Origin of the sequence: Burkholderia sp. AU18528 (assembly GCF_002223215.2) — a bacterium.
GTDB classification, from domain to species: Bacteria; Pseudomonadota; Gammaproteobacteria; order Burkholderiales; family Burkholderiaceae; genus Burkholderia; species Burkholderia semiarida.
The window spans coordinates 156,500-179,780 of the sequence record NZ_NKFC02000003.1 but is presented as its reverse complement, the minus strand read 5'-3'; the positions used below and the strand labels follow the sequence as shown (position 1 = coordinate 179,780).

Here is a 23,281-nt window from a genome sequence, read left to right as displayed (position 1 = left end):
CCCAGGCAACCGGCGCCGCGCTCACGCGGGGCCGGCGCCGAAGCGGGCCGCAACCGGCACGGCACAACGAAGAAGCGGGCTCATGGCCCGCTTTCTTTATCCGCCCGGCGCTCGCCCCGACGCTTACGCGAGCGCGCCCAGTTCGCGCAGCCGCGCCTCGGTCGCCGCCGCGCTCGTGTGATGAATGGCATGCCAGCCGAGCGCCGTCGCGGCCGCCGCGTTGTGCGCGTTGTCGTCGATGAACACGAGCTCGTGCGGCGCGATGCCGGGCAGGTGCGGCTCGATCCGTGCCTGCATCTCGCGGTAGATCGCCGGATCGGGTTTCACGAGCTTCACGCGGCCCGACACGACGATGTCCTTGAACCGGCGCAGCACCGGGAAGTTGTCCCAGGCATACGGAAACGTCTGCGCGGACCAGTTGGTCAGCCCGAACAGCGGCATCCGCTGCGCGTCCAGCCGGTCGACGAGCGCCGCGCCCTCCTCCAGCACGCCGCCGATCATCTCGTGCCAGCGCGCGTAGAACGCGCGGATCAGCGCCTCGTGCTCCGGAAACTTCGCGACGAGTTCGGCCGTGCCTTCCTCGATCGTCTGCCCGCCGTCCTGGCGGACCACCCAGTCCATCGCGCACACGTGCGTGAGGAACCAGCGGCGCTCGGCATCGTCGGGAATCAGCTCACGGTAAAGGTACTCGGGGCTCCAGTCGATCAGCACGCCGCCGAAATCGAACACCACTGCCTTGATCGTCATGCGAACTCCGTGGCGAGCACGTCCGCGAGCGGTCGCGGCGTCACCGCGTTGCCCGACAGCGAATTGTTGTTCCAGATGAAGTGGTGGTGCGCGACGATCTGCGCCGCCGACAGATGGGCGCGCTCGTTCGTCGTGTGCAGGTCGGACACGACGGTCGTCCGGTAGCCGAGCAGCGCGGCACGGCGCGCGGCGGAATCGACGCAGAACTCGGTCGCATAGCCGCAGATCAGCACCGAACGGATGCCGTGGCGATCGAGCTGCGCCGCGAGCGGCGTATCGTGAAACGCATCGCTCGCCTGCTTGCGCACGCGCCAGTCGGCTCGACCGACGACCAGCCCCGCATGCAGTTCCCAGCCCGGCGTGCCGGGCACGATGTCGTCGTCCGCGTCGCCGTCGTGCTGCACGAAGCACACCGGCGCGTTCGCCGCACGCGCCGCCGCCGTCAACCGGTTGATGCCCGACACCACGTCGTCGAGCCGGTACGCGGGCTGCGCCCGCTCCACCAGCCCGCGCTGCATGTCGATTACGATCACCGCGGTGTCCGCCATTGCCTGCCCTCGCTGTTATCGTCCGGCCGTCGCTCGATCGTTGCCGAATCGCGATCCGGCCGTTGCCTCACGTTGCGTCAGATCGGCTGCGTGCGCGCGTCGAGCCACGCCTTCGCGTCGCCGCTCAGGTGCCGGCCGACGCGCTCGCGCACCGTCGCGTGATACGTGTTCAGCCACGCGCGCTCTTCGTCGTGCAGCATCTCGATCAGCACGCAGCGCGTGTCGATCGGGCACAGTGTCAGCGTCTCGAACGCGAGGAAATCGCCGAATTCCGTCTGCCCGGCCGCCCGGTTCACGACCAGGTTTTCGATTCGGATGCCCCACTGGCCCGGACGGTACACGCCCGGCTCGATCGACGTGATCATCCCCTCTTCCATCGCCGTGTACGGCTCGGCCGGCGCATAGTGCGAGATGACCTGCGGGCCTTCGTGCACGTTCAGGAAGTAACCGACGCCATGCCCGGTGCCGTGGCCGTAGTCGAGGCCGGCCGCCCACATCGGCGCGCGCGCGATCGCGTCGAGCATCGGCGAGCGGATGCCGCGCGGGAAGCGGGCGCGCGACAGCGCCATCATCGACTTCAGCACGATCGTGAAATCGCGCCGCTGCAGGTCGCTGACGGTACCGACCGGCACGACGCGCGTGATGTCGGTCGTGCCCGTCACGTACTGGCCGCCCGAATCGATCAGCAGCAGGCCGTCGCCGGCGATCGTCGCGTGCGACTCGCGCGTCGCGTGGTAGTGCGGCATCGCGCCGTTCGCGTTGAAGCCGGCGATCGTCGCGAAGCTCGCCGATACATAGCCGGGGCGCCGGGCGCGCGCGGCCGTGAGCTTCTCCTCGATCGTCAGCTCGGTGATCGTCTCGCGATTGACGGCCTGTTCGAACCACGCGAAGAATTCGGCAAGCGCGGCGCCGTCGTGCTCCATCGTCACGCGTACGTGCTCGATCTCGGCGGACGTCTTGCGCGACTTCGCGAACGTCGACGGATTCACGGCCTCGACGAGCTTCACGCCGGCCGGCACGGCCTGGAGCGTGCCGAACGTCACGCGGCGCGGATCGATCAGCAGCGTCGCGCCGTCGGGCAGCGCCGCGAGCGCCGCGCGCGCGGCGTCGTAGGCGCGGACGTCGACGCCATCCTGCGCGAGCGACGCGGCCAGCGCCGGCGACACCTTGCCGTCGGCGACGAACAGCGTCGCGCGATCGGCGCCGATCATTGCGTGCGCAACGAACACCGGATTGAAGTTGACGTCGGCGCCGCGCAGGTTGAACAGCCACGCGAGATCGTCGAGCGTCGACACGAAGTGCCATTGCGCGCCCTGCGCGTGCATCGCGCGGCGCACTTCGGCGAGCTTGCTCGCGCGCGTCGTGTCCGCCTGCGGCGCCACGTGCTCGAAAACCGCATCGCCGGGCAGCCCGGGCCGCTCGGGCCAGATCGCGTCGAGCAGGTCGACGTCGGTACGCAGCGCGATGCCGCGCGCGCTCAGCGCGGCCGTCAGCGCGCGCGCGGCCGCGACGCCGAGCACGGCGCCGTCGACGCCGACCGTCGCGCCCGCCGCCACGTTCTGCGCGAGCCAGTCGACGTGCGGCGCGCTCTGCTGCCCGCCCGTCATCTTCATCAGCTGCACGCCGGTGCCCGCCAGCTCGGCGTCGGCCTGCACCCAGTAGCGGCTGTCGACCCACAACCCCGCGAAATCCGCGGTCACGACCAGCGTGCCGACCGAACCCGTGAAGCCGGACAGCCAGCGGCGCGCCTGCCAGCGTTCGGGCAGGTATTCGGACAGATGGGGATCGGCGGACGGCACGAGATAGGCGGCCAGATTCTCGCGGGCCATGGCGCCGCGCAGCAGCGCGAGGCGGGCCGGCACCGGCGAGACTTCGGGGAGACGGGCATTCATGATTTCACCTGAGAGCATTCAGCGACGGGCCGACAACGCGACCGTCACGGCTACGGCGACGAACGCGACGCCGGTGCAGACCGGCCATTCGAGCGTCTCGCCATCGTAAAACAGTCCCGAGAGATTGCCGACCATGCGGGCGGCGGCCGCGCCCACGATGCCGACGAGCACCGCGATCCACCACGCCGGCCGGCCCGTGCGCCGCATCGGGTGCAGCCAGCGGCCGAACAGCCCGACGGCCGCTCCCAGGACAAGGATTCCAAACCAGTTCATTCGACGCCTTCTATAAATTCAGATTCGTCCCATAGGCGTGAACGTTGCCAGCGGCTAGCATCGATTCATTCATCGAACCCGAGACCAACCGGGCGCCGCGAACGTTCGAGTGTAGGGGCCGACTCGACGTTATGGCAAGCGCGCGCCTGCTGCCGTATTGAAGAAATTCTCATGCGAATCGCTCTGATCGATCCCGAGTCGCGCCATGCCGCACTCCTGAACCGCCTGCTCTTCGCGGGCGGTCACGTGTGTCACGCATTTGCGTCCAGCGCCGCATTCTTCGCGTGGCTCGCCGCCGACAACACCTGCGACATGCTGGTCACGGGCCACTGGGCCGGCGACCAGCCGGCGCAGGAAGTCATTCCGCGCGCGCAAGCGGTCCTGCCCGGGTTGCCGGCCATCGCCGTGATGCCGTCGGCGCGCGAGAGCGAAATCGTCTCGTGCCTGCACGCGGGCGCCGACGATTGTCTCGTGCGCCCCGTGAGCGGGCCCGAGTTGCTCGCGCGCGTCAACGCGCTGAGCCGGCGCGCCGGCGTACGCCGCGCACCCGCCCGCTCGCGCGAAATGTATGGCGAATACGCATTCGACGCCACGCATTGCCTCGTGCGTTTCGGCGACGCAATCGTTTCACTGACGCCGAAGGAGTTCCGTTTCGCGCAGTTGCTGCTCACGAACGTGTCGCGGCCCGTGTCGCGCGCCCATATCCTCGAAACGGTGTGGGGGCGCCGCCGCGACATGAAGTCGCGCACGCTCGACACGCACGCGTCCCGGCTGCGCAGCAAATTGCAACTGCTTCCGGAGCGCGGCTACCGGCTGTTGCCGCTCTACGGCTTCGGCTATCAGCTCGACCGCGTGCCGATCGAACCCCCAAATTCGCGGCCCCGCCACGCCGATGGCCGGTACGCAGCGAGTGAGGAAATCACCGAAACGCTATAATATGGGGCTAAACGATAGCCCTCGATATGCAACTCCTCACGATCGGAATCAACCACCACACTGCGCCTGTCGCTCTGCGCGAACGCGTGGCGTTTCCGCTCGAGCAGATCAAGCCGGCTCTCGCCACGTTCAAGAACGTGTTTCTCGGCCCGCAGGCGCCCAATACGCCCGAAGCGGCGATCCTCTCCACCTGCAACCGCACCGAACTGTATTGCGCGACCGACGATCGCGCGGCCCGCGAAGGCGCGGTCCGCTGGCTGTCGGAGTATCACCGGATCCCGGTCGACGAGCTCGCGCCGCACGTCTATGCGCTGCCGCAGTCGGAAGCGGTCCGGCACGCGTTCCGCGTCGCGTCCGGCCTCGACTCGATGGTGCTGGGCGAAACCCAGATTCTGGGCCAGATGAAGGACGCCGTTCGCACCGCGACGGAAGCCGGCGCGCTCGGCACCTATCTGAACCAGTTGTTCCAGCGCACGTTCGCGGTGGCCAAGGAAGTGCGCGGCACGACCGAAATCGGCACGCAGTCGGTGTCGATGGCCGCCGCCGCGGTTCGCCTCGCGCAACGGATCTTCGAAAAGGTGTCGGATCAGCGCGTGCTGTTCATCGGCGCCGGCGAGATGATCGAGCTGTGCGCGACGCACTTCGCCGCGCAGGGTCCGCGCGAGCTCGTCGTCGCGAACCGCACGGCCGAACGCGGCCAGCGGCTCGCCGAACGCTTCAACGGCCGCGCGATGCCGCTGGCGGATCTGCCTACCCGCATGCACGAATTCGACATCATCGTGTCGTGCACCGCATCGACGCTGCCGATCATCGGCCTCGGCGCGGTCGAGCGCGCGGTGAAGGCGCGCCGCCACCGGCCGATCTTCATGGTCGACCTCGCGGTGCCGCGCGACATCGAGCCCGAAGTCGGCAAGCTGAAGGACGTGTTCCTTTACACCGTCGACGATCTCGGCGCGATCGTGCGCGAAGGCAACGCGTCGCGCCAGGCCGCGGTCGCTCAAGCCGAGGCGATCATCGAGACGCGCGTGCAGAATTTCATGCAATGGCTCGACACGCGCAGCGTCGTGCCGGTGATCCGTCACATGCATACGCAGGCCGACGCGCTGCGCCGGGCCGAAGTCGAGAAGGCACAGAAGCTGCTCGCGCGCGGGGACGATCCGGCCGCCGTGCTCGAAGCACTGTCGCAGGCGCTGACCAACAAGCTGATCCACGGTCCGACGAGCGCGCTCAACCGCGTCAACGGCGCCGATCGCGATTCGCTGATCGACCTGATGCGCGGCTTCTACCAGCACGCGCCGCGCTCGAACGACCAGTCCGGCCACTAGCGCTGCCCGGTCGCCCTGCCGCCGTCGGCCGTTGTCCCGCCGCCGGCCTATCCTTTCCGAATACCCCTTGCCCGGGAGCGCCGCTCCACACCATGAAGACGAGCATGCAACGCAAGCTCGACCAGCTTTCCACCCGGCTGGCCGAACTCAACGACCTGCTGAGCCGCGAGAACGTCACGGCCGACCTCGACCAGTACCGCAAGCTGACGCGCGAACATGCGGAACTCGGCCCGGTCGTCGAGCAATACGCGTTATGGCGCCAGTCGCGCAGCGACGAGACGGCCGCGCAGGAACTGCTCGCCGATCCGTCGATGCGCGATTTCGCGGAAGACGAAATCCGCAGCGCGCGCGAGGGCATGGCGCGCCTCGAGACCGAGCTGCAGAAGATGCTGCTGCCGAAGGATCCGAACGACGACCGCAACATCTTCCTCGAAATCCGCGCGGGCACGGGCGGCGACGAATCGGCGCTGTTCGCGGGCGACCTGCTGCGCATGTACCTGCGCTTCGCGGAACGCCAGCGCTGGCAGGTCGAGATGATGTCGGAAAGCCCGTCGGATCTCGGCGGCTACAAGGAAGTGATCGTGCGGATCGCGGGCCAGGGCGCGTATTCGCGTCTGAAGTTCGAATCGGGCGGCCATCGCGTGCAGCGCGTGCCGGCCACCGAGACGCAGGGGCGCATCCATACGTCCGCGTGCACGGTCGCCGTGATGCCGGAAGCCGACGAGATCGGCGAGGTCGAGATCAATCCGGCCGACCTGCGCATCGATACGTTCCGCGCGTCCGGCGCGGGCGGCCAGCACATCAACAAGACCGATTCGGCGGTGCGCGTCACGCACATCCCGACCGGGATGGTCGTCGAGTGCCAGGACGACCGGTCGCAGCACAAGAACAAGGATCGCGCGCTGAAGGTGCTCGCCGCGCGCATCAAGGACAAGCAGTATCACGAGCAGCACGCGAAAGAAGCCGCGACGCGCAAGAGCCTGATCGGCTCCGGCGACCGCTCGGAGCGAATCCGCACGTACAACTTCCCGCAGGGCCGGATGACCGACCACCGGATCAACCTGACGCTGTACCGGCTCGAGGCGATCATGGACGGCGATCTCGACGAATTGATCGGCGCGCTCGTCACCGAGCATCAGGCCGAGCTGCTCGCGTCGCTCGGCGACGCCGACTGAGGCCGCGATGTCCGACGCCACCGCCGACGCCCTGCTGCGCGCCTCGCCGCTCGACCCGGTCGATGCACGCGTGCTGCTCGCGCACGCGCTCGGCTGGACCCGCACGCAACTGATCACGCGCGGCGACGCGCCGCTCGACGCGGCCGCGGTCGAACGCTACCGCGCGCTCGAAGCGCGCCGCGTCGCCGGCGAGCCCGTCGCGCAACTGGTCGGGATGCGCGAGTTCTTCGGCCGCCCGTTCGACGTGACGCCCGACGTGCTGATCCCGCGCCCCGAGACCGAGCTGCTCGTCGAAGCGGCGCTCGATGCGATCGACGGCCTGCCGCATGCGGCCGTGCTCGATCTCGGTACCGGCAGCGGCGCGATCGCCGTGTCGATCGCGGCCGAGCGCCCCGACGCGCGCGTGTGGGCGCTCGACCGTTCGCCGGCCGCGCTCGCGGTCGCGCGACGCAACGCCGACAAGCTGCTCGGCGCGCACCGCCCCGGCGGCCCGCTGCACTGGCTGCAGAGCGACTGGTACGCGGCGCTCGATCCGGCGCTCGCGTTCGATACGATCGTCAGCAACCCGCCGTACATCGCGCAGCACGATCCGCACCTCGCGCAGGGCGACCTGCGTTTCGAGCCGCGCGGCGCGCTCACCGACGATGCCGACGGCCTCAGCGCGATCCGCACGATCGTCGCGGGCGCCGGCGCCTGTCTGAACCCGGGCGGCACGCTGTGGATCGAGCACGGCTACGACCAGGCCGAAGCCGTCCGCGCGATCCTGGCGTCGCACGGCTTCGTCGCGGTGGAATCGCGCGCCGATCTCGCCGCCATCGAACGCACGACCGGCGGCCGCCGGCCGGGCTGATGGCCGGCCCGCCCGGTTGAAATCCGCTATCATTTCGATCTAACGCCCCGCAAACGCAAGGTCAGTCATGGACACCCAACAACGTATCAAGCAAATCGTCGACGAAAACCAGGTCGTGCTCTTCATGAAGGGCAACGCGCAATTCCCGATGTGCGGCTTCTCGGGCCGCGCCGTGCAGGTGCTGAAGGCCTGCGGCGTCGACCAGTTCAAGACGGTCAACGTGCTCGAGGACGACGAAATCCGCCAGGGCATCAAGGCATTCTCGAACTGGCCGACCATCCCGCAGCTCTACGTGAAGGGCGAATTCATCGGCGGCTCGGACATCATGATGGAGATGTACCAGTCGGGCGAACTGCAGCAACTGTTCGCCGCCGCCTGACGCGCGGCACCCGCCCCCTTTTCGATGGCATCTCCCAGCGCGCCGCCACGCCGGCTGATCATCGCGATCACCGGCGCCACCGGCGCGATCTACGGTGTGCGGCTGCTCGACCTGCTGCGCGCCGCCGGCGGCGTCGAAACGCACCTGCTGATTTCGAACGCCGGCTGGCTCAACATCCAGCATGAACTGAAGCTGCCGAAGGCCGACGTCGAAGGCCGTGCGGACGTCGTGCATTCGGTGCGCGACGTCGGCGCGACCATCGCGTCGGGCTCGTTCGCGACCGACGGCATGGTAATCGCGCCCTGTTCGATGAAGACGCTCGCGAGCGTCGCGCACGGGCTGTCCGACAACCTGATCACGCGCGCGGCGGACGTCACGCTGAAGGAGCGCCGCCGTCTCGTGCTGATGGTGCGCGAAACGCCGTTCAACCTCGCCCATCTGCGCAACATGACCGCCGTCACCGAAATGGGCGGCATCGTGTTTCCCCCGCTGCCCGCGTTCTACGCGATGCCGAAGACGATCGAGGAACTCGTCGACCAGACCGTCACGCGTGTCCTCGACCTGTTCGCGCTCAGCGCTCCGCAAACGACGCCGTGGGCCGGTATCCGGCACGCGCAGTAAGTTACGGCTCTTCAGCGCGCATTTCCGCCGATCTGCACCGCAACGCCTTCTATTTCACGCGATCCGATGCGAACTGGCACCCGAAAGCCGGGACCTCGACGCAATTATCAACGTTCAGGCGTCAATCAAATTCCGGAACACCAATTTATCAATGCACGGTACGCGCCTATAGTCAGCGGCAAACCCTTTTGCAGGTCACCATCATGAACCGCTTGCCTTCGCTGTACCTGTCTCACGGCGCCCCGACGCTGCCGATCGACCCGACGCTGCCGTCCGGCGCGTTCACGCACCTCGGCGCCGAATTGCCGCGCCCGCGTGCGGTGCTGATGCTGTCCGCGCACTGGGGCACGCAACAGCCGGTCGCGAGCGTCGCCGCGCGTCCCGACACGATTCACGACTTCTACGGATTCCCGCAGGCGCTGTACGACATCCGCTATCCGGCGCCGGGCGCCCCCGACGTCGCCGAGCGCGCGGCCGCCCTGCTGAACGCGGCCGGCATCGCGACCGCGACGACCGAGCACGGCCTCGATCACGGCGCGTGGGTGCCGATGCTGTTGATGTTTCCGGAAGCCGACGTGCCGGTCGCGCAGTTGTCGATCCAGCCGCGCGCGAACGCCGCGCATCACTTCGCGCTCGGCCGCGCGCTGCGGCCGCTGCGCGACGAAGGCGTGATGGTGATCGGCTCGGGCCAGATCACGCACAACCTGCGCGCCGCCGACTTCGGCGCGGCGCCCGAGGACGCGGACCCGCGCGTCGCGGAATTCACCGACTGGTTCGAGGCGAAACTTGCGTCGCGCGACGTCGACGCGCTGCTCGACTACCGCCGGCAGGCACCGCACGCGGCGCTGATGCATCCGACCGACGAGCACCTGCTGCCGGTCTTCACGGCACTCGGTGCGGCGGACGACGACTACCGGCTCGGCATCCAGTCGCTCGGCACCTACCAGCGCGTGCTCGCGATGACGAACTACGTGTTCGCGAACGCCGGCGCCTGAACCTGGACGGCGGCGCGACCGCCGGCCAGCAAAAAGCCCGTCCGAGCATCGCTCGGACGGGCTTTTTTCACTGCGTCCTGCCGCCGCCGAATCCGGCGGCAGGCCGGGTCAGACACCGACGCCTTCGAGAATCTCGTCGTGCGACTCGCGCTCGTCGAGATACTGGGTCCGGTAACCGGTATTCACGCCCCAGAAGTAGAACACCAGCGAGATCGCCGCGACGATCAGCATGTCCCAGCCGTACGGCAGGTAGCCGTAGCCGCCGAATTCCTTGCTGCCGATCAGCGACAGCACGGCCATCGTCGGCAGGTACGCGACCAGCCACCACGCGGCCTTCAGGTCGGCACCCCAGCCGGTCCAGCCCGACTTCGCCTGGAAGTAGAAGTACACCGGCAGCGCGACGATCATCAACAGGATGATTTCGCCCGTCAGCGGCCACTTCGCCCAGTACAGGATCAGCGACGCGCACACGAACGCGAACGGGGCGATCAGCTTCATCAGCGGAATCGACAGCGGACGCTCGATGTCGGTCGCCGCGCGGCGCAGCGCCATCAGGCTGATCGGGCCCGTCAGGTACGAGATCACCGTCGCGACCGAGATCACCGCCGCGAGCGAACTCCAGCCGCGGAAGAAGAACAGGAAGATGAACGACACGAGCAGGTTGAACCACATCGCCTGACGCGGCACGCCGTAGATCGGGTGCACGTTGCCGAACATCTTCGGCATCGTGTTGTTGCGCTCCATCGCGTAGATCATGCGGGTCGTCGTCGCCATGTAGGTCGTACCGGTGCCGCTCGGGCTGATGAACGCGTCGACGTACAGCAGGATCGCGAGCCAGTTCAGGTTCAGCGCGATCGCGAGTTCCGCGAACGGCGACGAGAAGTCGAAGTGCGCCCAGCCCTTCGCGACGTCCGCCGGGTTCACCGAGCCGATGTAGGCCATCTGCAGCAGCACGTAGATCACGAGCGCGAGCAGGATCGACGTGATCACCGCGAACGGCACGCTGCGCGACGGATTGCGCGCTTCACCTGCCAGGTTCACCGGGCTCTGGAAGCCGTTGAACGCGAACACGATGCCGCTCGTCGCGACCGCGGTCAGCACGGCCGACCAGCCGTACGGCGCGAAGCTCGCGTTGGAGGCGGTACCGAGGTTCTCCGAATGGAAGCTCGTCAGCATCAGGCCGAGGATCGTGAGGCCGGGGATCAGGAACTTGAAGATCGTGATCGCGGTGTTCGCCCGCGCGAACGCCTTGACGCCCCAGTAGTTCAGCATGAAGTAGATGACGACCAGCACGGCCGACAGCAGCAGGCCTGGGGTCGTCAACTCGCCGTTCACGAACAGCGCGTGCGCCCATGGATACGGCCACGTGCTCATGTACTGGATCGACGCTTCGGCCTCGATCGGGATCACGGATACGATCGCGATCCAGTTGGCCCATGCACTGATGAAACCCACCAGCGAACCGTGCGAGTAGCGCGCGTAACGCACCATGCCGCCCGACTCGGGGAACATCGCGCCCAGTTCCGCATACGTCAGCGCAATCGCGAGAATGACGACAGCGCCGATGATCCAGGCGCAGATCGCCGCCGGACCGGCGATCTTCGCGGCTTTCCAGGCACCGAACAGCCAGCCCGAGCCGATAATCGAACCCAGCCCCGTCAGCATCAATGCAAACGGGCCGATGTTCCGTTGAATAGAACTCTTCACATCCTCTCCTGTGTCTCAAAAAGCATGGTCGGCCTGCTGTCCGGGATCGGCTCGGACTGCACCGCGCACGCATTCTTGGGGGGACGGTTGCCCGATCGGGGCAACCCGTCCACGCGGCGCGTAGTTTAACGGTTGCACCTTAAACGTGGCGCCAAAATCGATCGGCCCCTACAAAAAATTCGCATCGCTTGCAAGCTTTGTAAACCTGATCTCCGCAATAACCCTGATAGCATGGGAATACGGTTGACCGTCAGACGGATTAGCCGTATAAAGGACTTCGCAGGATTTCAAGTGGCGAGTGAATTGGTTCTTTCGTAGTTCGCCCATCAACGGTACTCCGGTTGGTCCTATTACCCCTTCCTTGATTTTCCGCACCCCATGGGCTTCGGCCCCGTTTTATCTTTTTAGGAACAAGTAACATGGCAACCGGTACCGTCAAGTGGTTCAATGACGCAAAGGGCTTCGGCTTCATCACCCCGGAAGGCGGCGGCGACGATCTGTTCGCGCACTTCTCGGAAATCCGCGTCGAAGGCTTCAAGACGCTGCAAGAAAACCAGAAGGTTGAATTCGAAGTGAAGACGGGCCCGAAGGGTCTGCAAGCTGCGAACATCCGTCCGGTCTAAGCTTGGCGCGATCATTCGTGTAAAAAAGCCCCGCTTCGGCGGGGCTTTTTGTTTTTGGGCGCCGATCGTCCGGCCGGCGTGGCGACCTTTTGGCCGCCCGCCCTTCAGCCGAACAATCGCTGCGCGTGAATCCCGAGGCCCGTCGCGACACTCGCGAGGCGATCGCCGAACACCGGCTGCGCATCCGGGAACGCGCCGGCGAGCGCCCCCGACAGGAACGCGAGCCCCGTCGAACCGCCGGTGAAATACAGCGCACCGACATCGCGCGGCGCCACGCCCGCGAGCCGCACCGTCTCGCGCGCGGCGTCGACGATGCGCGCGGTGTCGTCGCGGCTCGCCTCGACGAGGCGATCGGCGTCGAACGCGATCTGCAGATCCTCTTCCACGTCGTTCAGGTCGATCATCGTCTCCCCGCCCGCCGCGACGCCGATCTTTGCTTCTTCCGCCCGCGCCATCAGCGCGTGCCCGAGCCGCTGCTCGACCACGCTCGTGAGCCGGTCGTACTGCCGCACGTCCTGATACAGGTGCTTCATCAGCTTCAGCTCGCCGATTCGCTTCGGCGTGTAGACGGTGTTGATCAGGTGCCAGGTCGCGAGATCGAAGTAGATCTTGTTCGGCAGCTCGCGCCCTTCCGGGTCGAGCGCACGATAGCCGAATGCGGGCAGGATCGCCGCGAGCTCGACGCGCCGGTCGTAGTCGGTGCCCGCGACGTGCACGCCGTGGTGCGCCAGCACGTCGTCCTTGCGCTCCAGCCGCGCCATCCGCTCCGGACCGACACGCACGAGCGAGAAGTCGGACGTGCCGCCGCCGATGTCGGCCACGAGCACGAGGCGCTCCGCCGACTGGCGCGACTCGTAGTCGAACGCGGCGGCGATCGGTTCGTACTGGAAGTGAACGTGCGCGAAGCCGACCGATCGCGCGGCCGCCTCGAGCTGATCCTGGGCGAGGCGGTCGGCGCGCGGATCGTCGTCGACGAAGAACACGGGCCGGCCGAGCACCGCGCGGCCGACCGGCGCGCCCGCACACGCTTCGGCCTTGCGCTTCAGGTGCATCAGGAAGCGCGCGATGATTTCGGTGTACGCGATCGCGCTGCCGTCGCCGAGATCGGTCGTCGTTTCCGCGAGCGGGGAGCCGAGGATGCTCTTCATCGAGCGCATCAGCCGGCCGTCGAAACCGTCGATATAGGAGGCCAGCGCCGCCCGGCCGTATTCGACCGTCTCTTCGTCGTTGTTGAAGAAGATCGCGGTGGGCAGCGTCAGGTGGTCGCCCTCGACGGGCGCGAGGCGCATGCCATCGCCGTCGGGCAGCGCCACGGCGGAATTGGACGTGCCGAAATCGATCGCGCAGTAAGTCATGGGAAATTGCCGCAGCAGGGCCGGCGCGAAAACGGAAAGGACGGGCTTTTTAACATGAAGCCCGCGGGATCACAACCGGGGCCGGCCGCCGGCGCCGCGCAACGGTCGCCGGCGGCGACGGCGCGCCGCGTGGCGCGCCGGGGGAACCTGCGCGGGGCAAGATGCGCGGCGACGCACCCTGCCAGCCCGCGCGGTCAGGCTGCCGCGTCGAAGCTCTTCTTCCAAGCACCCGCGTAGACGACTTCGCCGATCGCATGGCGCGTGCGCGGCGCCTTCTCGCGATCGCGCAGCACGGGATCGAGCTTGTCGACGTTGCCGTAGTGGCCGAGCGAGATGATCGACGCGATCGCGACGTCCGCCGGAATCGCGAACGCGTCGCGGAATGCCTTCGCGTCGAAACCGCTCATCTGATGCGCGGCGAGGCCGAGCGCGTGCGCCTGCAGCACCAGCGACATCGCGGCGGCGCCGGCGTCGTACAGCGCGGTCGGCGCCGGCTCGCCCTTCGGCGTGAGCGTGTGCGCGGTCACGGCGATGAGCACTGGCGCCGGCGCATTCCAGCCCTGGTTGAACGGCACCAGCGTCGCGAACGCGCGCTTGAACGCGTCTTCGTCGTGGGTGCGATCGAATACGATGAAACGCCACGGTTGCGCGTTGTACGCGGACGGGGCCCAGCGTGCCGCTTCGAGCACCGCGTGGAGATCGCCGGCGCTGACGGGTTCATCCGAATACGCGCGCGGGCTCCAGCGGCCCGCGATCAGATCGTGAATCGAAACAGTGGTGGGAGCAGGTTTGACGGACATGCGGTTCCTCGCTGACATCGATGAAGGGGCGCGAACGCCCCGGCGAACAGCAAGCATACCTGCTTGAACGGTTGCGCGCCCGATCCTGCCGCGCTATGCAAATCTCCTTGCGTGCAATGGCCGGCCGCGGTGCAGGCGGCCGGTCGATCCACCGCGATCAGGCTGCCTGCGCGGCCGCGCGCGACGGACCGCGGTTGATCCGCAACACGATCAGCGCCCCGACGATGCACAGCCCGCCCGAGATCATCGACGCGATCGTGTAGGTGCCGAGGCTCGCGCGCAGCAGCCCGGCGCCGAGCGCCGCGAATGCCGCGCCGAGCTGGTGGCCGGCGACGATCCAGCCGAACACGACCGGTGCCGCCGCCTTGCCGAACACGTCGGTCGCGAGTCGCACGGTAGGCGGCACGGTCGCGATCCAGTCGAGTCCGTAGAACATCGCGAACAGCGGCAGCCCGAAGAAATCGATCCCGAACGCGTGCGGCAGATAGATCAGCGACAGCCCGCGCAGCCCGTAGTACCAGAACAGCAGCACGCGGTTGTCGTAACGGTCGGACAGCCAGCCCGACAGCGTCGTGCCGAACAGGTCGAATATGCCCATCGCCGCGAGCAGCGACGCGCCCTGTACTTCGGTCATCCCGTAGTCGCTGCACATCGCGATCAGGTGCGTGCCGACGTAGCCGTTGGTGCTCGCGCCGCAGATGAAGAAACTGAAGAACAGCAGCCAGAAGTCGCGCGAGCGGCTCGCCGTCAGCAGCGTGCGGAACGCGACCGCGAGCGGGTTCTCCTTCGTCGTGTCGGCCGCGGGCGGCGCATCGGCGGGCTCGCCGTACGGGCGCAGTTGCACGTCGGCAGGCCGCTCCGGGAGCAGGAACGCGACGAGCGGAATCACGATCGCGGCCGCCACCGCGACGACCAGCACGACCGGCCGCCAGCCGTGGCGCTGCGCGATCGCCGCGAGCATCGGCAGGAACACGAGCTGGCCGGTGGCCGTGCTCGCGGTCAGGATCCCCATCACGAGGCCACGCCGCGCATGGAACCAGCGCGTGACGAAGGTCGCGGACAGCGTTAGCGCGACGACGCCCGTCGAGCAGCCGACCATCAGCCCCCAGATCACGACCATCTGCCAGCTCTGCGTCATCATCGACGACAGCGCGACGCCCGCGCCCATCGTCACGAGCGCGGTGAGGATCGTCGGGCGCAGCCCGAAGCGCTGCATCGCGGCGGCTGCGAACGGGCCCGTCAGGCCATATAGCGCGATGTTCACCGAGATCGCCAGCGAAATCGCCGCGCGGCTCCAGCCGAGCTCACGTTCGAGCGGTACCATCAGCACGCTCGGCGTCGCGCGTGTGCCGGCCGCCGCCAGCAGGATCAGGAATACCACCGCCGCCGCGAGCCATCCGTAATGGAAGCGCCCGCCGATTCGTGTCACTGCCCAATTCATTTTCGCGTTCTCCAGTTGGCGGGCGCCGGCGCCATCGCACCCGCGCCGCCCGACCAGGCCACCTCCGCCACGCATTTCAACATCGGCTGACCCAGGCCGACGCTCGGCATTCGTCTGTTGATCCGGATGCGATTGTTACCGACCGGTCACAACTGTGTTGCGATCGTAGTTACCAGTCGGTAACATGTCAAGCAATCCATTATGTCGTCGAGGGTCATCATGTCGGGCATCGAGGTCGCCAAACCGCCGGCGCGGCGCACGCGCCGGCCGATCGACGGCGCCACCGCGCAGGAACACCTGCTGCGTGCCGCCGAGGAATTGTTTTACAAGGAAGGCGTGCGGACGGTCGGCGTCGAGGCGGTGGTGGAGCGCGCCGGGGTGAACAAGATGAGCCTGTACCGCCAGTTCGCGTCGAAGGACGAGCTGATCCTCGCTTATCTGGAGCGGATGGACGCGTGCTTCTTCGAGCGGCTCGATACGAGCGCCGCGAAGCATCCGGGGCAACCGAAGGCGCAGTTGATCCAGTATTTCGTCGACCTCGCCGAGCGGGCGACGCAAAAGGACTATCGCGGCTGCCCGTTCGTCAACGTGGCCGCCGAATTCCCGGATGCATCGCACCCGGCGCGCGAACGCGTCGCGCAGAACAAGGAGCAGCTGATGAAACGGCTCGTCGCGCTGTGCGAAGGCGCCGGCGCGCGGCAACCGAGGGCGCTGGCCGATGCGCTCGCGCTGGTGGTCGAAGGCATCTACGCGGCGAGCCAGACCTACCGGCACGGCGAAACGCCGATCGGCACCGCGCCCGCGCTCGTCACGCAGTTGATCGAAGCGGCCTGCGCGTGACGGATCGCATGCATTCGTCGCCGGCGCGCCCGCTACAATGCGGCCCTCTTCGCCCTTGCGCCCGACCGGTATCACGATGACCGACACCCGCCCCGACTCGCACGACGACATCCTCGCCGCCACGCGGCACTGGCTCGCACGCGCGGTGATCGGGCTCAACCTGTGCCCGTTCGCGAAAAGCGTCTATGTGAAGGAACAGGTGCGCTACGCGATCAGCGAAGCGACGACGCTGGAAGACGCGCTCGCCGAACTCGAAACCGAGCTGCGCGCGCTGGAAGCGGCGGATCCGCGGCAGGTCGACACGACGCTCGTGATCTACCCGCACGCGTTCGCCGATTTCGTCGACTACAACGATGCGTTGTTCTTCGCCGAGCGGCTCGTGCAGCAGTTGCGACTCGACGGCGTGCTGCAGATCGCGAGCTTCCATCCGCAATACCGGTTCGACGGCACCGAACCCGACGACATCGAGAACTACACGAACCGCGCGCCCTACCCGATCCTGCACCTGCTGCGCGAGGACAGCATCGCGCGCGCGGTCGATGCGTTCCCGGACGCGTCCGCGATCTACGAAAAGAATCAGGAAACGCTGCGCCGCCTCGGCCACGAAGGCTGGCGCGAATGGATGCGCCGCCCGGGCGACGACGTGTGACGCGGCGTGCAACGTGCGCGGCGCGGGCGCCATGCCCGGGCGGCCGCGCGTTCGCCTGTCAGCCTTCGGCCGGCTCGGCCGCGGCGTCGCCCGCCGCCGCGGCCTGCGCGACGAAGAAGCGCTCGTTCAGTTCGGCGAGCCCGAACATCCCGAGGATCTCGTTCAGCCGCTCGCCGGGCCTGCGGCGCGGCAGGTTCTTGTACTGCGCGATGATCAGCTCGTTCTTCATCGAATGCTCCCAGCCGACCAGCTCGGTCACGCTGACCTGGTAGCCGTGCGCTTCGAGCTGCAGGCAGCGCAGCACGTTAGTGATCTGGCTGCCGAATTCGCGCGTATGGAGCGGATGGCGCCACACCTCGGTCAGCGCATTCGCGAGCGACTTGCCCTTGTTCTTGCGCAGCACGCCCGCGACTTCCGCCTGGCAGCACGGCACCAGCACGATGTGCTGCGCGCGCTTCGCAAGCGCGAAGCGGATCGCGTCGTCGGTCGCGGTGTCGCACGCGTGCAGCGCGGTGACGACGTCGACCGTGTCGGGCAGTTGCGGCGACGTGATGGAATCGGCAACCGACAGGTTCAGGAACGACATGCCGCCGAACCCGAGCCGCGCGGCGAGCTCGGTCGAACGCGTGACGAGTTCCTCGCGCGTCTCGATGCCGTACACGTGCGACGCGAACGCCCGCGTGCCGTGCCCCGGCTGCTGCTTGAAGAACAGGTCGTACAGGATGAAGCCGAGATACGACTTGCCGGCGCCGTGATCGACGAGCGTCACGTGGTCCTTGTCGGCCTGCACGCCGGCGAGCAGCGGCTCGATGAACTGGAACAGGTGATAGACCTGCTTCAGCTTGCGGCGGCTGTCCTGGTTCAGCTTCCCGTCGCGGGTGAGGATGTGCAGTTCCTTCAGCAGCTCGACGGACTGCTCCGGACGGATTTCGTGGGTCTTGTTCGACATCGTGAAGCGGCGCCGGGCCACGGTCGGTCGACCACGGCCCGGCGGCGAAAATTCGTGAGGAATGGCGACAGTTTACCGAAAATACGCGGTCAGGCCCGCGCGCCGAGGCGCCAGAGCGACGTGACCTCGGCGCGGCGCGCCGCGTGCAGCGGATCGTCGGCGTCCGTCGACTTCGGGTGCGCGGGGCGGATGTCGTCGCGGCCGAGCACGACGAGGCCGGCCTCGTCGATCCATTGCAGCAAGGTTTCGCGCGGCCGCAGGCCGAGATGCTCGGCGAAATCGGACAGGATCAGCCAGCCCTCGCCGCCCGGCTCCAGATGCGCGGCCAGCCCCGCGAGAAAACCGCGCAGCATGCGGCTGTCAGGATCGTAGACCGCATATTCGATCGGCGCGCTCGGCCGGGCCGGCACCCACGGCGGATTGCAGACCACGAGCGGCGCCCGGCCGGCCGGAAACAGGTCGGCCTCGACGATCTCGACGTGGCCCGCATGACCGAGCCGCGCGACGTTCTCGCGCGCGCAGGCGAGCGCGCGCGGATCCTGGTCGGTCGCGACGACGCGCTCGACGCCGCGTGACGCAAGCACCGCCGCCAGCACGCCGGTGCCCGTGCCGATATCGAACGCGAGCGACGTCGCCGGCAGCGGCGCGCGCGCGACGAGCTCGACGTATTCGCCGCGCACCGGCGAGAACACGCCGTAGTGCGGATGGATCGGCGCGCCGCCGAGCGCCGGGATCGGCACGCCTTTCTTGCGCCACTCGTGCGCGCCGACGAGGCCGAGCAGTTCGCGCAGCGACACGACCGACGGCGCGCCGCCGGGGCCGTATGCTTCCTCGCAGGCGGCACGCACGTCGGGCGCGCGGCGCAGCGGGATCGTGTAATCGGCGTCGAGCGGGATCAGCAACATGCCGAGCGTGCGGGCACGCTGCGATTGCGCGAGGCGATGCAGATTGAAGGCGTCGACGCCGGCCGCGGCTTTCGCCTTCTTCGGCTTGCGTTCGACGCGGCGCGCCATCGCCTGCACGAGCTGGCGCGCATTCTGGAAGTCGCCCTGCCAGACGAGCGCGGTGCCCTCGCATGCGAGGCGGTAGGCCGCGTCGGCGGTGAGGCCGTCGTCGGCGGGCACCGCGCGCTTCGGCGGTTGCACGCCGGCCTCGGAGCGCCAGCGCACGGCATGATCGACGCCGTCGGCGTCGGTCCAGTGGAAAACGGGGGAATCGGTCACGCGAACTCGGTTACGGTTGGCTTCAACGGCGGCGAGAATTCACCGCGCGGACCACACCATACCGCGCTTTGCCCGACCCGGCAAAACAGGCGCCGCGACGGCCGCCCGAAGGCATTCGTCGCGGCGCAAGCGTCGATCAGGCGAGATCGTGGGTTTCCGCACCGGGCGCATCGCGCTTGACGGCCGCGATGCCGTTCTCGCGTGCCTGCACGCTGCTGTACGTTTCGCTCGTACCGATGACCTGGTGGTTCGCTGCTTTCAGATTGAACATCGGTTCGCCGTTGTGGGCGAGCTTGCGCTCGTAGCGCTCGTCCAGCGGCGCATTTTCCCGCACGGACGCGATCCCGTTTTTCGCGCCGCCTTTCTCCTCGTACCGCTCGCTCGCGAGGATGATCTCGCCGTTCGCCGACTTCAGGTGGAAGTAGTACTGGCCGTTCGTGGCCTTCTTGAGCTCGAATTTTGCCGCCATGAATTTCCCCTAAAAGAATGTCCGACCCTCGGACATCGGCAAGTGTAAGGGGTCGCGTCGACAAAAATCGAGATCTCGCGCGGATAAGCATTAAAGACTGTCAAATGGTGAATTTTTCGACACATTTAGCCGACGTTGAATGCATCCCGGCGACCTAGCCGCCCCACCCCGGCATGGCGGGCAGACGGAGCGTGCCCGCGTCGTTGAAGTGCACGGCGCCCAGCCCGCTGCCGGCGAGCCGGCCGCGCAGCGCATACGGCAACTCGCCGTTCGCGGCCGCGCCCGGCAGGTTCCACGCCTGCCGCGCGGCGGCGAAGGCCGATACCGATACGGGCACGTCGAGCACGGCCTCGCCGAACCGCGGCACGGTGCCCGCCCGATCGCTGACGCCGCTCGCGAACGGCGCACCGTTCAGGTCGAGCGCGACCGAGATGCCGTCGTAGTCGATCGGCGCATCGTTCGGATTCTGCACGCGCAACTTCAGGCTGAAGCGCATCTCGAGGCCCTGCCCGACGAGCGGGTCGAGCCCGGCGACCGACACGCGCACGGGCTCGCGCGTGAACCCCGCGCAACCGCCCAGCAGGAACACGGCCGCGAACAGCAGCAGCACGGCGCGCAGCGGCGCGATACGGAACAGGGCGCGTGACATGGAAGGGCCTCCTCGCGGCGATCGGTGAACGGGTCGTCAATGCATTGTACCGACCGCGCCATCCTTCACCGGATTTCGTAGTTTCGGCAGCGCCACCAGATCGTTAATAGATTAAAACTACGAAATCGCCAGACAAACGGAAAGCGCATTAATGACTTCCAGCGTTCAATGAAGCGCCGGAAATTCAATAGACGTTCTTTCTAAATTTTTCGTTTCCTTTACCCAAAACCATCAAGTATATTTACGCATCCTTGGAGCAAGCCGACACACCTTGAAGCCGCATGACGGCGTATTTCCGGGACGGCGACACGCTGTCCTTCCGTCCTGCGGCCTGGCCCGGCCAGCCCCGTAGGTCGTCGGTTCAAAGGGATTGCGCGCCCGCGCCGGGCGTGCGGCCCCGTGTCGGGCGCGCGAAATCAATTCAGTACAACACGCGCACGGCCATTTTGAACCGGCCAGTTAACCGACATCCGGAAATTCAGAGGGGGCAGTAAACCATGATTACCTTCACGTAGTCGGCCGCCGTCTTTTCGAATAATCCGTCATTGCCATTTTTTCGCCGTTGATTAAACGGCGAGGGGATTGCTTTTGCCGGCGTTTTCGCAGCACTGAACGATTCTTTCAACGATCGAGGTTTCAGTCATGTCGATTCATATTCGCAAGATGCGTTATCTGCCGCTCGTCGCCGCACTCGCGCTCGCCGGTTGCGGCGGCGACGACGGCGGTGCGGGCTCCGCTTCCGCGCTGAGCTCCGCCGGCGCGCCGCACACGGGCTCGTCGCCCGCCGTCACCGCGCCGCCGAGCGCATCCAACGTCGACAAGAGCGTCTCGCCTGTCGAATTGCCGGACACCGTGGTGCCCGTGAACTACCGGCTGTGGTTCCGCCCGAACGACGCGCTGAACGCGTTCGACGGCCGCGCCGACGTCGAGATCAAGGTGCTCAAGCCGGTCAACAACATCGTGGTCGCCGGCCACCGGATCAAGTTCACGAACGGCCGCATCACGCTGCAGCCGGGCAACATCCAGCTGATCGCGACGCCGCAGGACAAGGGCGACTTCTACCAGTTGCGCCCCGTCGCCGGCACGATCGCACCGGGCAACTATTCGCTGCACATGGAGTGGTCGGGCATCATCAACTTCAAGTCGTATGACGATCCGGTCAACCAGACCGGCGGCAGTTGCGGCGACGATCCGTATCCGGGCTGCTCGGCCGCGGAAGGCGTGTTCCGCGTCGACCTGAAGGGCACCGACGGCAAGACGAGCGGCGCGATCCTGACGCAGGGCGAAACCAACCTGTCGCGCCAGTGGTTCCCCGGCTGGGACGAGCCGGCGTTCCGCCCGACCTATGAAGTGACGGCCGAAGTGCCGCAAAGCTGGCGCGTCGTGTCGAACGCGGCCGAGAAGCCGTCGACCAACGTCGGCGGCGGCTACAAGCTCGTGCAGTTCGAGAAGACCCCGCCGATGCCGTCGTACCTGCTGTTCTTCGGCGGCGGCATGTTCGACACCTACGAGGACGACTTCACGAGCCCGCTGCCGGGCGCCAAGGGCAGCCTGCACCTGCGCGTGTTCACGCCGCCGGGCATGAGCGAGTGGGCGAAGCCGGCGATGGACCGCACCAAGCAGGCGCTCGACTACTACTACCGCTACACGGGTATCCCGCTGCCGCTGACGAAGTTCGACACGGTCGCCGCGAACGACGCGTTCAAGGAGCAGAAGGACTTGAACTTCGGCGGGATGGAGAACTGGGGCTCGATCCTCGAGTTCGCCGACGACATCCTGCCGCAGCCGGGCCAGCCGATGTCGCGCTACGGCAATGAAGTGCTGACGCACGAAGTGGCGCACCAGTGGTTCGGCGATCTCGTGACGACCGACTGGTGGGACAACGTGTGGCTCAACGAGTCGTTCGCGACGTTCTTCGAGAACAAGACGACGATCCAGTTCTTCCCCGACGAGTTCAGCTGGCTCGACCAGGTGAAGAACAAGTACCGCGTGATCAATCGTGACATCGGCCCGAACGCGTTCCCGGTCGCGCCGAACTTCAACGACTGGGCGTCGAACGACTTCGTGCTGAGCGCCAGCGCGTTCACGTACGACAAGGGCGGCCACGTGCTGAAGACGCTCGAGAACTATCTCGGCGAGCAGACGCTTCGCAAGGGGCTGCAGCAGTACCTGGTCGACTACTCGTTCGGCAACGGGACGCCGAAGCGTCTGTGGGATGCGCTGTCGAAGGAAAGCGGCCAGGCGGTCGGCCCGATCGGCGACAGCTACGTGCGTCAGACCGGCGTGCCGCTGATCTCGCTCGACACGCAGTGCGACCTGACGAAGAACCAGACCGTCGTCACGCTGAAACAGCAGCCGTTCCCGAACAAGAACGCGTATCCGGGCCTGCAGTGGACGGTGCCGATCACGCTCGCGTACGGCCAGGGTCTCGCGAAACGCACGACGCTCGCGCTGAAGGATACGCAGGCGCAGACGCGGATCGACGGCTGCACGGGCGTGGTGGCCGACCCGAGCGGTCTCGACTACTACGTCGTGAACTACAGCGACGCGGCCTGGAGCGGCGTGCTCACGCAGGTCAACGGCTCGACCGATCCGGTGCTGCTGGCGAACCTGAAGAGCGAAGCGGCGCTGCTCGTCGCGAACAACCTGGCGCCGGCCTCGCGCTCGACGTCGATCGGCTCGGTCGCTTCGCCGGCCGCGATGAAGCTGCGCCAGACGCCGAGCTTCGGCGGCATCGAAGCGGTGACGAAGGAACGCCCGGCGCTGCATTACCAGGGCATCTTCAAGCCGCGCAAGGTAGTAACGCAGTAACGGTGCGCACCCGGCCGGTGCCGC

The 23,281-nt window shown here is 67.2% G+C and carries 23 protein-coding genes; 11 read left to right on the top strand and 12 right to left on the bottom strand.

What is annotated here, in order from left to right:
- Positions 1 to 123: 123 nt before the first annotated feature.
- The 4 genes from CFB52_RS02365 to CFB52_RS02350 all read right to left on the bottom strand — a co-directional run bounded on the left by CFB52_RS02365 (position 124) and on the right by CFB52_RS02350 (position 3,460).
- Positions 124 to 747 carry an HAD family hydrolase gene (locus CFB52_RS02365; protein ID WP_099316029.1) on the bottom strand — a complete coding sequence of 208 codons (624 nt, stop codon included), beginning with the start codon at positions 745 to 747 and terminating at the stop codon, positions 124 to 126.
- The gene (locus CFB52_RS02360) at positions 744 to 1,295 is read right to left on the bottom strand and encodes a cysteine hydrolase family protein (protein WP_059640129.1); all 552 of its coding nucleotides are present in this window, start codon (positions 1,293 to 1,295) and stop codon (positions 744 to 746) included. Before CFB52_RS02360 ends, CFB52_RS02365 begins: the two co-directional genes overlap by 4 nt.
- Positions 1,296 to 1,372: 77 nt before the next feature.
- Positions 1,373 to 3,187 (bottom strand): aminopeptidase P family protein, encoded by a 1,815-nt coding sequence (locus CFB52_RS02355; protein WP_059577083.1) that lies wholly within the window; start codon positions 3,185 to 3,187, stop codon positions 1,373 to 1,375.
- Positions 3,188 to 3,205: 18 nt separating this feature from the next.
- Entirely contained in the window at positions 3,206 to 3,460 is a 255-nt protein-coding gene (locus CFB52_RS02350; protein ID WP_059640126.1) for a hypothetical protein, read from the bottom strand.
- A 171-nt stretch (positions 3,461 to 3,631) separates the two neighbouring features.
- On the opposite strand from CFB52_RS02350, the gene CFB52_RS02345 reads away from it, so the two are divergent.
- The 7 genes from CFB52_RS02345 to CFB52_RS02315 all read left to right on the top strand — a co-directional run bounded on the left by CFB52_RS02345 (position 3,632) and on the right by CFB52_RS02315 (position 9,741).
- Positions 3,632 to 4,396, top strand: a complete 765-nt coding sequence (locus CFB52_RS02345; protein WP_099316028.1) for a response regulator transcription factor — start codon at positions 3,632 to 3,634, stop codon at positions 4,394 to 4,396.
- 26 nt (positions 4,397 to 4,422) lie between these two features.
- Positions 4,423 to 5,721: a glutamyl-tRNA reductase gene (gene hemA, locus CFB52_RS02340; protein WP_059577092.1), complete on the top strand. Its 1,299-nt coding sequence runs from the start codon at positions 4,423 to 4,425 to the stop codon at positions 5,719 to 5,721.
- Positions 5,722 to 5,813: 92 nt separating this feature from the next.
- Positions 5,814 to 6,896 (top strand): peptide chain release factor 1, encoded by a 1,083-nt coding sequence (prfA, locus tag CFB52_RS02335; RefSeq protein WP_099316027.1) that lies wholly within the window; start codon positions 5,814 to 5,816, stop codon positions 6,894 to 6,896.
- 7 nt (positions 6,897 to 6,903) lie between these two features.
- Complete coding sequence (prmC, locus tag CFB52_RS02330) at positions 6,904 to 7,746, top strand: peptide chain release factor N(5)-glutamine methyltransferase (RefSeq protein WP_099316026.1); 843 nt, start codon at positions 6,904 to 6,906, stop codon at positions 7,744 to 7,746.
- A gap of 67 nt (positions 7,747 to 7,813) precedes the next feature.
- Positions 7,814 to 8,125, top strand: a complete 312-nt coding sequence (gene grxD / locus CFB52_RS02325; RefSeq protein WP_006477066.1) for a Grx4 family monothiol glutaredoxin — start codon at positions 7,814 to 7,816, stop codon at positions 8,123 to 8,125.
- Positions 8,126 to 8,149: 24 nt separating this feature from the next.
- On the top strand, positions 8,150 to 8,746 hold the full coding sequence (locus CFB52_RS02320) for a UbiX family flavin prenyltransferase (RefSeq protein WP_059577100.1): 597 nt from the start codon (positions 8,150 to 8,152) through the stop codon (positions 8,744 to 8,746).
- 203 nt (positions 8,747 to 8,949) lie between these two features.
- The gene (locus tag CFB52_RS02315; RefSeq protein WP_099316025.1) at positions 8,950 to 9,741 is read left to right on the top strand and encodes a class III extradiol ring-cleavage dioxygenase; all 792 of its coding nucleotides are present in this window, start codon (positions 8,950 to 8,952) and stop codon (positions 9,739 to 9,741) included.
- Between the two features lie 108 nt (positions 9,742 to 9,849).
- Here the strand turns inward: CFB52_RS02315 and CFB52_RS02310 are convergent, their stop codons facing one another.
- Positions 9,850 to 11,448, bottom strand: coding sequence for an APC family permease (locus CFB52_RS02310; protein ID WP_059577105.1), 1,599 nt, complete (start codon positions 11,446 to 11,448; stop codon positions 9,850 to 9,852).
- Between the two features lie 419 nt (positions 11,449 to 11,867).
- Here CFB52_RS02310 and CFB52_RS02305 point away from each other — a divergent pair, with 419 nt between their 5' ends.
- Entirely contained in the window at positions 11,868 to 12,071 is a 204-nt protein-coding gene (locus tag CFB52_RS02305) for a cold-shock protein (protein ID WP_006477070.1), read from the top strand.
- 104 nt (positions 12,072 to 12,175) lie between these two features.
- Here CFB52_RS02305 and CFB52_RS02300 read toward each other — a convergent pair whose 3' ends face one another.
- The 3 genes from CFB52_RS02300 to CFB52_RS02290 all read right to left on the bottom strand — a co-directional run bounded on the left by CFB52_RS02300 (position 12,176) and on the right by CFB52_RS02290 (position 15,667).
- The gene (locus CFB52_RS02300; RefSeq protein WP_099316024.1) at positions 12,176 to 13,426 is read right to left on the bottom strand and encodes an Hsp70 family protein; all 1,251 of its coding nucleotides are present in this window, start codon (positions 13,424 to 13,426) and stop codon (positions 12,176 to 12,178) included.
- A 194-nt stretch (positions 13,427 to 13,620) separates the two neighbouring features.
- Entirely contained in the window at positions 13,621 to 14,226 is a 606-nt protein-coding gene (locus CFB52_RS02295) for a nitroreductase family protein (protein WP_099316023.1), read from the bottom strand.
- Between the two features lie 157 nt (positions 14,227 to 14,383).
- Complete coding sequence (locus tag CFB52_RS02290) at positions 14,384 to 15,667, bottom strand: MFS transporter (protein ID WP_059577114.1); 1,284 nt, start codon at positions 15,665 to 15,667, stop codon at positions 14,384 to 14,386.
- Between the two features lie 219 nt (positions 15,668 to 15,886).
- On the opposite strand from CFB52_RS02290, the gene CFB52_RS02285 reads away from it, so the two are divergent.
- Positions 15,887 to 16,507 carry a TetR/AcrR family transcriptional regulator gene (locus tag CFB52_RS02285; RefSeq protein WP_099316022.1) on the top strand — a complete coding sequence of 207 codons (621 nt, stop codon included), beginning with the start codon at positions 15,887 to 15,889 and terminating at the stop codon, positions 16,505 to 16,507.
- Positions 16,508 to 16,583: 76 nt separating this feature from the next.
- Entirely contained in the window at positions 16,584 to 17,156 is a 573-nt protein-coding gene (locus CFB52_RS02280) for a DUF1415 domain-containing protein (RefSeq protein WP_059577119.1), read from the top strand.
- A gap of 58 nt (positions 17,157 to 17,214) precedes the next feature.
- Here the strand turns inward: CFB52_RS02280 and CFB52_RS02275 are convergent, their stop codons facing one another.
- The 4 genes from CFB52_RS02275 to CFB52_RS02260 all read right to left on the bottom strand — a co-directional run bounded on the left by CFB52_RS02275 (position 17,215) and on the right by CFB52_RS02260 (position 20,446).
- Positions 17,215 to 18,105 (bottom strand): SAM-dependent methyltransferase, encoded by an 891-nt coding sequence (locus CFB52_RS02275; protein ID WP_099316041.1) that lies wholly within the window; start codon positions 18,103 to 18,105, stop codon positions 17,215 to 17,217.
- Between the two features lie 89 nt (positions 18,106 to 18,194).
- Positions 18,195 to 19,328 (bottom strand): class I SAM-dependent methyltransferase, encoded by a 1,134-nt coding sequence (locus CFB52_RS02270; protein WP_099316021.1) that lies wholly within the window; start codon positions 19,326 to 19,328, stop codon positions 18,195 to 18,197.
- A gap of 136 nt (positions 19,329 to 19,464) precedes the next feature.
- Positions 19,465 to 19,797 carry a YegP family protein gene (locus tag CFB52_RS02265; protein WP_059577125.1) on the bottom strand — a complete coding sequence of 111 codons (333 nt, stop codon included), beginning with the start codon at positions 19,795 to 19,797 and terminating at the stop codon, positions 19,465 to 19,467.
- Positions 19,798 to 19,951: 154 nt separating this feature from the next.
- A complete protein-coding gene (locus CFB52_RS02260; protein ID WP_059577128.1) occupies positions 19,952 to 20,446 on the bottom strand; it encodes an LEA type 2 family protein in 495 nt (164 codons plus the stop codon).
- A 642-nt stretch (positions 20,447 to 21,088) separates the two neighbouring features.
- Between CFB52_RS02260 and CFB52_RS02250 the strand changes: the two genes are divergently transcribed.
- A complete protein-coding gene (locus CFB52_RS02250) occupies positions 21,089 to 23,257 on the top strand; it encodes a M1 family metallopeptidase (RefSeq protein WP_059577131.1) in 2,169 nt (722 codons plus the stop codon).
- Positions 23,258 to 23,281: the final 24 nt, after the last annotated feature.